Genomic DNA, 12,756 nt, shown 5'->3' with positions numbered 1-12,756 from the left:
TGCCGAAAATTGCAAAGGACTGAAATGAACATGCCCAGCGCGGAATTCCACGCAGACAGCAATTCATCTGCCGCACCCGAAATGATCGGGGCGGAAATTCTCGTTCACGCACTTGCCGAAGAAGGCGTCGAGTACGTCTGGGGCTACCCCGGCGGCGCAGTGCTGTATATCTACGACGAGTTCTACAAGCAAAAGAAGATCGAGCACATCCTGGTGCGCCACGAGCAGGCCGCGGTTCATGCCGCAGACGGCTATGCGCGTGCGACCGGCAAGGTGGGCTGCGCCCTGGTGACCTCCGGTCCCGGCGTCACCAATGCGGTGACGGGCATTGCCACGGCCTACCTGGACTCGATCCCGATGGTGATCATCACCGGCAATGTGCCGACGCACGCCATCGGGCAGGATGCTTTCCAGGAATGCGACACGGTCGGCATCACCCGCCCCATCGTCAAGCACAACTTCCTGGTCAAGGACGTCCGCGATCTCGCTTCGACCATCAAGAAGGCGTTCTATATCGCCGCGACCGGCCGTCCTGGCCCGGTTGTCGTCGATATTCCCAAGGACGTTTCCCGCAATTCCTGCAAGTACGAGTACCCCAAGTCGATCGACATGCGCTCGTACAGCCCGGTGAACAAGGGCCATTCGGGCCAGATCCGCAAGGCGCTCGCGCTGTTGCAGGGCGCCGAACGTCCGTTCATCTACGCAGGCGGCGGGGTGGTGCTGGCCAACGCCAGCGAGGAGCTGCGCCAGCTTGCCGCGCTGACCGGCCATCCGGTCACCAACACGCTGATGGGTCTCGGCTCGTTCCCTGGCACCAGCAAGCAGTTCGTCGGCATGCTCGGCATGCACGGCACGTATGAAGCCAATATGGCCATGCAGAACTGCGACGTGCTGATTGCCATCGGCGCCCGTTTCGACGACCGCGTGATCGGCAATCCGGCTCACTTCACCTCGCAGCCGCGCAAGATCATCCATATCGACATCGATCCGTCTTCCATCTCGAAGCGGGTCAAGGTCGACATTCCCATCGTGGGCCACGTCAAGGATGTGCTGCAGGAACTGATCGCGCAGCTGCAGGCCAGCGACGTGAAGCCCAAGCGCGAGGCCCTGGCCAAGTGGTGGGAGCAGATCGAGCAGTGGCGTTCGGTGGACTGCCTCAAGTACGACCGCGAATCCGAGATCATCAAGCCGCAGTACGTGGTGGAAAAGATCTGGGAACTGACCCACGGCGACGCCTTTGTCTGCTCGGACGTGGGCCAGCACCAGATGTGGGCCGCGCAGTTCTACAAGTTCAACGAGCCGCGCCGCTGGATCAATTCCGGCGGCCTGGGCACGATGGGCGTGGGCCTGCCGTACGCGATGGGCATCAAGAAAGCCTTCCCCGAGAAGGAAGTGGTGACCATCACCGGCGAAGGCTCGATCCAGATGAACATCCAGGAACTGTCGACCTGCCTGCAGTACGACACCCCGGTGAAGATCTGCGCGCTCAACAACCGCTATCTCGGCATGGTGCGCCAGTGGCAGGAAATCGAGTACGACAACCGCTACTCRCACTCCTACATGGATGCGCTGCCCGACTTCGTCAAGCTGGCCGAGGCCTATGGCCATATCGGCATGCGCATCGAAAAGACGGCCGATGTCGAGCCCGCCCTGCGCGAAGCGTTCCGCCTGAAAGACCGTACCGTGTTCCTTGATTTCCAGACCGACCCGACTGAAAACGTGTGGCCGATGGTGCAGGCCGGCAAGGGTATCTCCGAAATGCTGCTTGGCGCGGAGGACCTGTAATGCGACATATTATTTCGGTCCTGCTGGAAAATGAACCCGGCGCGCTGTCGCGCGTGGTTGGCCTGTTCTCGGCGCGCGGCTACAACATCGAGACGTTGACGGTGGCACCCACCGAAGACGCTTCGCTGTCGCGCATGACCATCGTCACCAGTGGTTCGGACGACGTGATCGAGCAGATCACCAAGCACCTGAACCGCCTGGTGGAAGTGGTCAAGGTGGTGGACCTGACCGAAGGCGCGCACATCGAGCGCGAGCTGATGCTCGTCAAGGTGCGCGCGGTGGGCAAGGAGCGCGAGGAAATGAAGCGCACCGCCGACATCTTCCGCGGCCGCATCATCGACGTTACCGAGAAGACCTACACCATCGAGCTGACCGGCAACGGCGGCAAGCTGGATGCCTTCCTCGACGCCATCGACCGCGCCGCCATCCTCGAGACCGTCCGTACCGGCGGCTCGGGCATTGGCCGCGGCGAGCGCATCCTGAAGGTCTGAACCCGATTGCAGTATCCAGCGGCGGCGCCGGTGCCGGCACTAGCCGGGCGGTAGCCGCCAACCCGACACACGAAAACGAAAGATCGAAGGAATTATCATGAAAGTGTTTTACGACAAGGACGCCGACCTCTCCCTGATCAAGGGCAAGAACGTCACCATCATCGGCTACGGCTCGCAAGGCCACGCCCACGCGCAGAACCTGAACGACTCCGGCGTCAAGGTGACGGTCGGCCTGCGCAAGAGCGGCGCATCGTGGAACAAGGCCGTCAACGCTGGCCTGCAAGTCAAGGAAGTGGCCGACGCCGTCAAGGACGCCGACGTTGTCATGATCCTGCTGCCGGACGAGCAGATCGCCGACGTGTACAAGAACGAAGTGCATGACAACATCAAGCAAGGCGCAGCGCTGGCCTTCGCCCACGGCTTCAACGTGCACTACGGTGCCGTGATCCCGCGCGCCGACCTCGACGTGATCATGATCGCGCCGAAGGCCCCGGGCCACACCGTGCGCTCGACCTACGCCCAAGGCGGCGGCGTGCCCCACCTGATCGCCGTGCACCAGGACAAGTCCGGCGCCGCCCGTGACATCGCCCTGTCGTACGCTACCGCCAACGGCGGCGGCCGCGCCGGCATCATCGAAACCAACTTCCGCGAAGAAACCGAAACCGACCTGTTCGGCGAACAGGCCGTGCTGTGCGGCGGTACGGTGGAGTTGATCAAGGCTGGCTTCGAGACGCTGGTGGAAGCCGGCTACGCGCCGGAAATGGCTTACTTCGAGTGCCTGCACGAACTCAAGCTGATCGTCGACCTGATCTATGAAGGCGGCATCGCCAACATGAACTACTCGATCTCCAACAACGCCGAATACGGCGAATACGTCACCGGCCCGCGCGTCGTGACCGAGGAGACCAAGAAGGCCATGAAGCAATGCCTGACCGACATCCAGACCGGCGAATACGCCAAGAGCTTCCTGCTGGAAAACAAGGCCGGCGCCCCGACCCTGATCTCGCGCCGCCGCCTGACGGCCGAGCACCAGATCGAGGAAGTGGGTGCCAAGCTGCGCGCCATGATGCCCTGGATCGCAAAGAACAAGCTGGTCGACCAGTCGAAGAACTAAGCTGTATTGCAGCCCGACGGCCCGCCGCTACTGACGGCGCGGGCCGCAGCCGTTCAGTATTCCGCGCAATATCCCCGCTTCGAGGGGTTATTCGGGCGGGGACTGAACGGCTTTTTGTTATCCTTGTCAGACTTTATTCCTCTATCCAAGCACTGCATGAACTATCCTCATCCGCTGATCGCCCGTGAAGGCTGGCCGTTCCTGGCCGGCGCCTTTGTCATCTCGCTGCTGGTGCAGGTCAGCGCTGGCTTCTGGTGGGCCTTGCCGCTGTGGATCATTACGCTGTTCGTGCTGCAGTTTTTCCGCGATCCGCCGCGGCCCATCCCGGCCCAGCCGAACGCAGTCCTGGCTCCCGCCGACGGCCGTATCGTGGTGGTCGAGAAGACCATGGATCCCTACGCAGGACGGGAGGCCCTGAAGATCAGTGTCTTCATGAACGTGTTCAACGTACACTCCAACCGCGTCTCCGTGGATGGCAAGGTAGAGAAGGTCGAGTATTTCCCCGGCAAGTTCGTCAACGCCGACCTCGACAAGGCCTCGCTGGAGAACGAACGCAACGCTGTGGTCATCCGCCGTGCCGCTGACGGCAAGGTGGTGACGCTGGTACAGGTGGCTGGCCTGGTGGCCCGCCGAATCCTCTGCTACACCCGGGTTGGCGAAACGCTTTCGCGTGGCCAGCGCTACGGGTTCATCCGCTTTGGCTCGCGCGTCGACGTCTACCTGCCGGTGGATGCACGCCCGCGCGTCACCATTGGCGAAAAAGTGTCGGCCTCGTCGACCATCCTGGCCGAACTGGATTAATCCGGCCAGGCCGGAATACACCGGACCCACTGGAGAACAGGCATGGGTGCTTTCAACCGACGCAACAAGCGCGTTAGCAATGGCAACGTGACGAACTTGCGTCCTTTCCGCCACAATCAGCTGCGCGGCAACGAACCCGACGACTTCGACGACGAAGCCGGCGACGATCACGATATCGAGTATGTGCGCCCGCGCCGGCGCGGTATCTACCTGTTGCCCAACGCGTTCACCACGGCGGCGCTGTTCGCCGGGTTCTTCGCCATCGTGCAGGCCATGAACATGCGCTTCGACAGCGCGGCCATCGCCATCTTCGCCGCCATGGTGCTGGATGGCATGGACGGCCGCGTGGCGCGCATCACCAACACGCAGAGCGCGTTCGGCGAGCAATATGACTCGTTGTCGGACATGACCTCATTCGGGGTTGCGCCGGCGCTGGTGATGTACGAGTGGATCCTGCACGACCTGGGCAAGTGGGGATGGATCGCCGCGTTTGTCTACTGCACGTGCGCGGCACTGCGGCTGGCACGTTTCAACGCCAACATCGGCGTGGTCGACAAGCGCTTCTTTCAGGGGCTGCCCAGCCCGGCGGCGGCGGCGCTGGTGGCCGGCTTTGTCTGGCTGGTGATCGACAACAAGCTGCCGGTGAAGGAACTGTGGATGCCGTGGGTGGCATTCGGCATCACGCTGTATGCCGGGCTTTCGATGGTCTCCAACGCGCCGTTCTACAGCGGCAAGGCGCTCGATGTTCGCTACCGCGTGCCCTTCGGCATGATGGTGCTGGTGTTGGTGCTGTTTGTTGTGGTCTCGACGGATCCGCCGGTGGCGTTGTTCGGGCTGTTCGTGGCATACGCCATTTCCGGTTACCTGCTATGGGGCTGGCATGCGTTGCATGGCAAGCCGGCAGGCATCCGGACGGCGCGGGACGGCGGGAATGAACGTTCCTGACGGCAGGTCAGTAAAGAGGCGCTACGGCGCCTTTTTACTTTTTGTTTTCCAGAACTCTGCGCTGTCTGGCCCGCAAGGCCGGGGCGCAGGCTAGCGGTGCGGTTTGCCGTGGTTTGCTGTATCCACTGTTGTCCACTTATCACTGACCAACTGGAGGTTCTCATGGGCATGCTCGACTTCATCAAGGAAGCAGGAGAGAAACTGTTCGGCGGCAGCGCAGCCAAGGCCGCGCCGGCCGATGCACCGTCGGCGGACGTCGACGCGGCCAACCGCGCGGCTGGCGATGCCATCGAGGGCTACATCAAGCAGATGAACCTGGATGCCACCGGGTTGATGGTGCAGGTTGACGGTGCACAGGCGCTGGTGACGGTGTTCGGCGTGGCGCCGGATCAGGCGACCCGCGAGAAGATCGTCCTGTGCTGCGGCAATGTCCAGGGTGTGGAGAAGGTCGAGGACAAGATGTCGGTCAATGTCGACTCGATCGAGTCGACATGGCATACGGTGGTCAAGGGCGACACTTTGTGGGCGATTTCCCAGACGGCCTATGGCAACGGTGCGCTATACACCACCATTTTCGAGGCCAACCAGCCCATGTTGTCGCATCCGGACAAGATCTATCCCGGCCAGAAGCTGCGCATCCCGCCCAAGGCCTGACGCCTGGCATCCCAGGGGCAGGGCGCCCCTGGGGCCTTTCTTCCCGGCGATCACCCCGATTCACGCGATCATATTGCACACGCCCGGCATCTCGGCTATAGTCGCTGACATGATTTCGCGCCAAGCCCTACTCGCCCGCACCATTCTAGGTGGCCTACTAGGTCATCAGGTCGGGACGCGTTTGCGCTGAGGGAAGCCAAGACCCTCGCGCCAAGTCACACAGGATTCATAAAACGCCCCGGCCTGCATCACTGCACGCCGGGGCGTTTTGCATTCAGCACCAATACAGCAGCACAGCAAAACAAGACGGCGAATGCCGAGACAGCAACTTGATTCGCCAGATACAAAGATAAGCCCAGGAGCCCCACTCATGTCCGACAAACTCATTATTTTCGACACCACCTTGCGCGACGGCGAACAGTCGCCAGGCGCCTCCATGACCCGCGAGGAAAAGATCCGCATCGCGCGGCAGCTGGAGCGCCTGAAGGTCGACGTGATCGAAGCCGGCTTTGCGGCCAGCTCCAACGGCGACTTTGAAGCGATTCGCTCCATCGCGCAGGTCGTCAAGGATTCGACCATCTGCTCGCTGGCCCGCGCCAACGACCGCGATATCGCGCGCGCGGCGGAGGCGCTGAAACCGGCCAACGCCTTCCGCATCCATACCTTCATCGCCACTTCGGCGCTGCATATGGAAAAGAAGCTGCGCATGACGCCGGACCAGGTCTATGAACAGGCCATCCTGGCGGTACGCTTTGCGCGCCAGTTCACCGACGATATCGAGTTTTCGCCCGAAGACGGCAGCCGTTCGGACATGGATTTCCTGTGCCGCGTGCTTGAAGGCGTGATTCGTGAAGGCGCTAGCACCATCAACCTGCCGGATACCGTGGGTTATGCCGTGCCGGAGGGCTATGCGGGGCTGATCCGCTCGGTGCGCGAGCGCATCCCCAATTCCGACAAGGCCATCTGGTCCGTGCATTGCCATAACGACCTCGGCATGGCGGTGGCCAACTCGCTGGCAGCGGTCAAACTCGGCGGCGCGCGCCAGGTCGAGTGCACCATCAACGGCCTGGGCGAGCGCGCCGGCAATACCAGCCTGGAAGAAGTGGTGATGGCGGTGAAGACGCGCCGCGACTACTTCGACCTCGACGTCGGTGTGGACACCACGCAGATCGTGCCGGCCTCCAAGCTGGTATCGCAGATCACCGGCTTCGTGGTGCAGCCCAACAAGGCCGTGGTCGGCGCCAACGCGTTCGCCCATGCTTCGGGTATCCACCAGGATGGGGTGCTGAAGGCGCGCGATACCTACGAGATCATGCGCGCCGAAGATGTGGGCTGGACCGCCAACAAGATCGTGCTGGGCAAGCTCTCGGGCCGCAACGCCTTCAAGCAGCGCCTGCAGGAACTCGGCATCGAACTGGAAAGCGAGAGCGAAGTCAACGCTGCTTTCACTCGCTTCAAGGAACTGGCCGACCAGAAGTCCGAGATCTTCGACGAAGACATCATGGCCATCGTTTCCGACGAGGCACACGACGTCAACGAGCACTTCCGCTTTATCTCCCTGTCGCAGCACTCCGAAACCGGCGAGCGCCCGCATGCGCGCGTGGTGTTCAATATGGACGGCCAGGAGCTGACCGGGGAAGGCGAGGGCAACGGTCCGGTCGATGCCACGCTGCACGCGATTGAAGGCAAGGTCAACAGCGGCGCCGAACTGGTGCTGTATTCCGTCAATGCCATTACCGCCGGCACGCAGGCGCAGGGCGAGGTAACGGTCCGCTTGTCCAAGGGTGGGCGCATCGTCAACGGCGTGGGCACCGATCCCGATATCGTGGCCGCTTCGGCCAAGGCCTACCTGGCTGCCTTGAACAAGCTGCACGACAAGGCCGTGCAGAAGATCAACCCGCAGATCTGATCCCGATCTGACCGGTAAGCCCGCGGCCTAGGCGGCAGCGGGGCTTTAATCGGCCCGCCGCGTTCCCACGAGGACGACGGCGGGCGTTTTGCGTTCCGCGCACGCTCCACGATCGGCCCCGCTCACACCTCACCGGCGCTGGTCAGGCCCGTTGGCGAGGGGGCGGGCGTGATCTGGTATATAGAACAGCAGTTCGGCAAGCCCCGCGAGCCCAAGCAGGCAACTGGCCGTCAATGTTCAATTTCCATTTCGATGGCGGCGGCGTGCTGCGCCACGACCTCCGCCTGATAGAGTTCGTCCTCTGGCTCGAAGACCCGGTGGCGGAGCAGGGCAGCAAGAACGGTGCGTTTCGAAGCACGCTGGAGCCGATGACTCTCGCCCCCTTCGCGCAGCGCTTTCACTTCAACTGGACGAAGCACTGGCAAAAGCTCTGGTGCTAGCGTCCGCGCGCCGGTATGCGCCGGCTTGGGGCCGAATACAGGAGCCGGCGACCGCTGGTCCTGCGTTCTCCCCTTCAACTTCCTCTATTTTTGCCGCCGCTTGGGCTATTCTCGCTCAATTCCGCGTTTTGCCGCGAAGGTGCGCCCATTTGCCTCTGCCTGCTCCCTGGCTTACCATGCGGCGCTTTAGCGGGAGGTCTCTCGATGTGGTGTAAACGATGGCTGGCAGCTTGCTTGCTCGCGGTAGCGGCAGGGGCCGGCGCGCAGGAGCCGATCCGTCTCGGCATGATCGAGGGGTTGTCCGGTCCCTTTGCCAACGCGGGCGATGCCGTTGTGCGCAACCTGCGGATTGCCATCGATCGCGTCAACGCGCGTGGCGGCGTCAAGACTGCCGAGGGCCCGCGTCCCTTTGAACTCGTTACCTTCGATAGCAAGGGCAATGTCGACGAGAGCCTGATCCAGTTGCGCGGCCTGGTGGACAGGAATATCCCCTTTGTCCTGCAAGGCAATAGTTCGGCGGTGGCTGGCGCGCTGGTGGGCGCCATCAATCGGCACAACGCGCGCCAGCCCGAGGCGCGCGTGCTCTTTCTCAACTATTCCGCGGTCGATCCCGCGCTGACCAACGAAAGCTGCAGTTTCTGGCATTTCCGCTTCGATGCGAGTGCAGACATGCGCATGCAGGCGCTGACCGAGGTCATCCGCGCCGATACCAGCGTGCGGCGCGTGTACCTGATCGACCAGGATTACAGTTTTGGCCATCAGGTGGCTCGTTCGGCACGCGAGATGCTGGCCGCCAAACGCCCTGAGCTGCACATCGTGGGCGATGAGTTTCATCCGATCGGCAAAATCAAGGATTTCGCCCCATATATCGCCAAGATCAAGGCCAGTGGCGCGGACGCCGTGATTACGGGCAACTGGGGCAACGATCTCACGCTGATGGTCAAGGCAGCGCGCGAAGGCGGACTGAAAGCCAAGTTCTACACGTTCTATGGCAACGGCCTGGGCGCGCCGGCGGCCATGGGCGATGCCGGGGTCGGGCGGGTGCTGGCGGTGGCCGAGTGGCATCCGAACGTGGGCGGCGCGGCTTCGGATGCGTTCTACCAGGCGTTCCGGGCGCGCTACCCGGAGCCCAAGGACGACTACGTGCACCTGCGCATGCAGATGATGGTGGAGATGCTGGCCCGGGCGATCGAGAAGGCAGGGTCGACGGATGCCGTCAAGGTGGCGCGGGCGCTCGAGGGTATGCGCTATGTCAACGATTTTCATGAGGCGACTATCCGGGCCGATGACCATCAGGTGCTGCAGCCGCTTTATGTTTCCGTGATGGAGCGGCAGGGCGGGGATGTGCGGTTCGATAACGAAGGATCGGGGTATGGGTTCCGGACTGTCAGGAAGCTGAAGTCCGCCCAGACTACACTGTCCACCAGTTGCAAGATGGAGAGGTTTTAGCGGGGATTCGGCGGGGGCAACCAGCCCGCAACCGGGCAAATTCCATCCCCATCCCAATTTCCGCTATAATCGCCGGCTGTCACGGCCAACCGGTTGCTCAATCGGTCCGGCCAGGACGGAAATTGCCTGACAGCAACATCAAAGGCACGACGCATACGGCACATTCCGCGCTGTAGCGTTCGCAAGTGAAAAGGAAATCACCATGGCAGTAGCCGAAATCAACAGCAAGACCGAAGTCATCAAGCAGTTCGCACGCGCCGCCAACGACACCGGTAGCCCGGAAGTCCAGGTTGCCCTGCTGACCAACCGCATCAACGAACTGACCCCCCACTTCAAGGCCAACATGAAGGATCACCACAGCCGCCGCGGTCTGCTGCGCATGGTGAGCCGTCGTCGTCGCCTGCTGGACTACCTCAAGGCCAACGATGCCGACCGTTATCGTTCGCTGATCGAGAAGCTCGGCCTGCGTAAGTAAGCAGTCAGGATCGTCCGGATGGCAGCACGAATGGATGCACTGCACGCCTTCGCGTGAGCCACGAATGCCTGCGTCAGCCCCGCTGATGCAGGCATTTTGTTTTTGCGGCCGGAAGGTCGATGCCTTGAATCGCTTAAAGTGATTTTTATTTCACTTGATGGCGCCATGCCCCCCGGGCTGGCGCCCGTTGCGCCAAGACGTGCAACGGAGTAAGTTACTTCGTTCTTTAGCTTTTTCTGCAGTGATTCGTCTGCAGTCATTCAAATACCGGAGTCGGGCAAGGAAACGGGGTTTTGTGTCATTCCAGGGCGGTATCCACCTGAGCACCAACTGAGCAGGTGCCGCACTGGAATGGCATAGCACTTCCCTGCAACTGCGACCGACGATGATCCGGCAGTTCGCCCGCGGCTGCTAACGCGGGCGTTGCACAAGCGTGCAAGCGCGAATTAAAGGAACGCTCATGACCATGTTCAATAAGATCGTCAAGGAATTCCAGTGGGGCCAGCACAAGGTGCGCCTGGAAACTGGCGAGATTGCCCGCCAGGCTGGCGGTGCCGTGATCGTCGACATTGAAGACACCGTGGTGCTCGCCACCGTTGTCGCTGCCAAGTCGCCCAAGGCCGGCCAGGACTTCTTCCCGCTGACCGTCGACTACATCGAAAAGACCTACGCCGCCGGCAAGATCCCCGGTGGCTTCTTCAAGCGTGAAGGCCGTCCGTCGGAAAACGAGACGCTGACCTCGCGCCTGATCGACCGTCCGCTGCGCCCGCTGTTCCCGGAAGGTTTCTATAACGAAGTGCAAGTGGTCATCCACGTGCTGTCGTTGAACCCGGAAGTGCCGGCGGATATCCCCGCCCTGATCGGCGCGTCGGCTGCCCTGGCAGTGTCGGGCATTCCGTTCAGCGGCCCGGTCGGCGCAGCGCGCGTTGGCTACAAGGACGGCCAGTACCTGCTGAACCCGACCCGCTCGCAGATCGCCGCATCGGAACTGGACCTCGTGGTTGCCGGTACCGAGCGCGCCGTGCTGATGGTGGAGTCGGAAGCCCGCCAGCTGTCGGAAGAAGTGATGCTGGGCGCCGTGGTCTATGGCCACGAGCAAATGCAGACCGCCATCAACGCCATCCATGAGCTGGTGCGCGACGGCGGCAAGCCGGAGTGGGACTGGACCGCCGCACCGAAGAACGAAGCGCTGATCGCCAAGGTTGGCGAGATCGCCCTGCCGCTGCTGCAGGACGCCTACCAGCTGCGCCAGAAGTCGGCGCGCAGCCAGAAGCTCAAGGAAGTCTACGCCTCCGTGACGGCCAAGCTGGCCGAAGCCGGCGTGGAAGCCGACAAGGTCGAAGTGGGCAACGTGCTGTTCGACATCGAAGCCAAGATCGTGCGCAGCCAGGTGCTGTCGGGCGAGCCGCGCATCGATGGCCGCGATACCCGCACCGTGCGCCCGATCGAGATCCGTTCGTCGGTGCTGCCGCGCGCCCACGGCTCGGCCATCTTCACCCGTGGTGAAACCCAGGCGCTGGTGGTTGCCACGCTGGGCACCAAGGGCGATGAGCAGATCATCGACGCGCTCGCCGGCGAATACCGCGACCGCTTCATGCTCCACTACAACATGCCTCCGTTCGCCACCGGCGAAACCGGTCGCGTGGGCAGCCCCAAGCGCCGCGAAATCGGTCACGGCCGCCTCGCCAAGCGCGCGCTGATCCCGGTCCTGCCGAAGGATGACGAATTTGCCTACACCATTCGCCTGGTGTCGGAAATCACCGAATCCAACGGCTCGTCGTCGATGGCATCGGTGTGCGGCGGCTGCCTGGCACTGATGGACGCCGGCGTTCCGATCAAGGCGCACGTGGCCGGCGTGGCCATGGGCCTGATCCTGGAAGGCAACAAGTTCGCCGTGCTGACCGACATCCTCGGTGACGAGGACCACCTCGGCGACATGGACTTCAAGGTCGCGGGTACCGACAACGGCATCACGGCGCTGCAGATGGACATCAAGGTCCAGGGCATCACCAAGGAAATCATGCAGGTCGCGCTGGCGCAAGCCAAGGAAGGCCGCCTGCATATCCTGGGCAAGATGCAGGATGCGATGGGCCATGCGCGCACCGAGCTGTCGGAGCACGCACCGCGCATGATCACCATGAAGATCCATCCGGACAAGATCCGCGAAGTGATCGGCAAGGGCGGCTCGACCATCCAGGCGCTGACCAAGGAAACCGGCACCACCATCGACATCCAGGAAGACGGCACCATCACCATCGCCTCGACCTCGACCGATGGCATGGCCGAAGCCAAGCGCCGCATCGAAGGCATCACCGCGGAAGCCGAAGTGGGCAAGATCTACGCCGGCACCGTGCTGAAGCTGCTGGACTTTGGCGCCATCGTCAACATCCTGCCAGGCAAGGACGGCCTGCTGCACATCTCCGAGATCGTCAACGAGCGCGTCAAGGACATCAAGGATTGGCTCAAGGAAGGCCAGCACGTTCGCGTGAAGCTGATCCAGGCCGACGAAAAGGGCCGCCTGCGCCTGTCCCTGAAGGCTGCGCTGGCCGAAGAGGGTGGCAGCATCAGCCCGATCGCCAACACCAGCGAAGCACCTGCTGCTCCGGCCGCACCGGCTGCGCCGGCTGCGCCGACGACGCCTTCGGCGGATCAGCAACAGCAGTAAGCGTTTCGTAGTATCCGTAGCAGAGAAA

Annotated in this window: 11 protein-coding genes; all 11 read left to right on the top strand. The window is 62.5% G+C overall.

The features are described 5' to 3' along the window. Positions 1-24 precede the first annotated feature (24 nt). Entirely contained in the window at positions 25-1,785 is a 1,761-nt protein-coding gene (locus AC1DT6_RS12790; protein ID WP_035868748.1) for an acetolactate synthase 3 catalytic subunit, read from the top strand. Beyond that, positions 1,785-2,276 carry an acetolactate synthase small subunit gene (gene ilvN, locus AC1DT6_RS12785; RefSeq protein ID WP_035868746.1) on the top strand — a complete coding sequence of 164 codons (492 nt, stop codon included), beginning with the start codon at positions 1,785-1,787 and terminating at the stop codon, positions 2,274-2,276. The genes AC1DT6_RS12790 and ilvN overlap by 1 nt, the downstream gene beginning before the upstream one ends. A 97-nt stretch (positions 2,277-2,373) precedes the next feature. Further along, positions 2,374-3,390 (top strand): ketol-acid reductoisomerase, encoded by a 1,017-nt coding sequence (ilvC, locus tag AC1DT6_RS12780; RefSeq protein WP_043344720.1) that lies wholly within the window; start codon positions 2,374-2,376, stop codon positions 3,388-3,390. Between the two features lie 156 nt (positions 3,391-3,546). Continuing rightward, a complete protein-coding gene (locus AC1DT6_RS12775; RefSeq protein WP_035868739.1) occupies positions 3,547-4,191 on the top strand; it encodes a phosphatidylserine decarboxylase in 645 nt (214 codons plus the stop codon). Between the two features lie 42 nt (positions 4,192-4,233). Further along, entirely contained in the window at positions 4,234-5,136 is a 903-nt protein-coding gene (pssA, locus tag AC1DT6_RS12770) for a CDP-diacylglycerol--serine O-phosphatidyltransferase (RefSeq protein ID WP_477102672.1), read from the top strand. A 162-nt stretch (positions 5,137-5,298) separates the two neighbouring features. Continuing rightward, positions 5,299-5,790, top strand: a complete 492-nt coding sequence (gene lysM / locus AC1DT6_RS12765) for a peptidoglycan-binding protein LysM (RefSeq protein WP_441630161.1) — start codon at positions 5,299-5,301, stop codon at positions 5,788-5,790. A gap of 370 nt (positions 5,791-6,160) precedes the next feature. After that, positions 6,161-7,699, top strand: coding sequence for a 2-isopropylmalate synthase (locus tag AC1DT6_RS12760; RefSeq protein WP_441630159.1), 1,539 nt, complete (start codon positions 6,161-6,163; stop codon positions 7,697-7,699). A gap of 233 nt (positions 7,700-7,932) precedes the next feature. Next, positions 7,933-8,139, top strand: coding sequence for a hypothetical protein (locus tag AC1DT6_RS12755; RefSeq protein ID WP_441630157.1), 207 nt, complete (start codon positions 7,933-7,935; stop codon positions 8,137-8,139). Positions 8,140-8,343: 204 nt separating this feature from the next. After that, positions 8,344-9,588: a branched-chain amino acid ABC transporter substrate-binding protein gene (locus AC1DT6_RS12750; RefSeq protein WP_441630155.1), complete on the top strand. Its 1,245-nt coding sequence runs from the start codon at positions 8,344-8,346 to the stop codon at positions 9,586-9,588. 202 nt (positions 9,589-9,790) lie between these two features. Then, positions 9,791-10,063, top strand: coding sequence for a 30S ribosomal protein S15 (rpsO, locus tag AC1DT6_RS12745; protein WP_035868720.1), 273 nt, complete (start codon positions 9,791-9,793; stop codon positions 10,061-10,063). 460 nt (positions 10,064-10,523) lie between these two features. Then, positions 10,524-12,728 (top strand): polyribonucleotide nucleotidyltransferase, encoded by a 2,205-nt coding sequence (gene pnp / locus AC1DT6_RS12740; RefSeq protein WP_276285619.1) that lies wholly within the window; start codon positions 10,524-10,526, stop codon positions 12,726-12,728. The last annotated feature ends 28 nt before the right edge of the window (positions 12,729-12,756 follow it).

It is taken from the genome of Cupriavidus sp. 01L45 (assembly GCF_056399885.1).
This window is presented reverse-complemented; position numbering and strand designations above follow the sequence as displayed.

Bases quoted from the DNA above. Each gene is read 5' to 3' on its own strand.
- ilvN (WP_035868746.1), top strand. From the start codon at position 1,785: ATGCGACATATTATTTCGGTCCTGCTGGAAAATGAACCCGGCGCGCTG.
- ilvC (WP_043344720.1), top strand. From the start codon at position 2,374: ATGAAAGTGTTTTACGACAAGGACGCCGACCTCTCCCTGATCAAGGGC.
- AC1DT6_RS12775 (WP_035868739.1), top strand. From the start codon at position 3,547: ATGAACTATCCTCATCCGCTGATCGCCCGTGAAGGCTGGCCGTTCCTG.
- pssA (WP_477102672.1), top strand. From the start codon at position 4,234: ATGGGTGCTTTCAACCGACGCAACAAGCGCGTTAGCAATGGCAACGTG.
- lysM (WP_441630161.1), top strand. From the start codon at position 5,299: ATGGGCATGCTCGACTTCATCAAGGAAGCAGGAGAGAAACTGTTCGGC.
- AC1DT6_RS12760 (WP_441630159.1), top strand. From the start codon at position 6,161: ATGTCCGACAAACTCATTATTTTCGACACCACCTTGCGCGACGGCGAA.
- AC1DT6_RS12755 (WP_441630157.1), top strand. From the start codon at position 7,933: ATGTTCAATTTCCATTTCGATGGCGGCGGCGTGCTGCGCCACGACCTC.
- AC1DT6_RS12750 (WP_441630155.1), top strand. From the start codon at position 8,344: ATGTGGTGTAAACGATGGCTGGCAGCTTGCTTGCTCGCGGTAGCGGCA.
- rpsO (WP_035868720.1), top strand. From the start codon at position 9,791: ATGGCAGTAGCCGAAATCAACAGCAAGACCGAAGTCATCAAGCAGTTC.
- pnp (WP_276285619.1), top strand. From the start codon at position 10,524: ATGACCATGTTCAATAAGATCGTCAAGGAATTCCAGTGGGGCCAGCAC.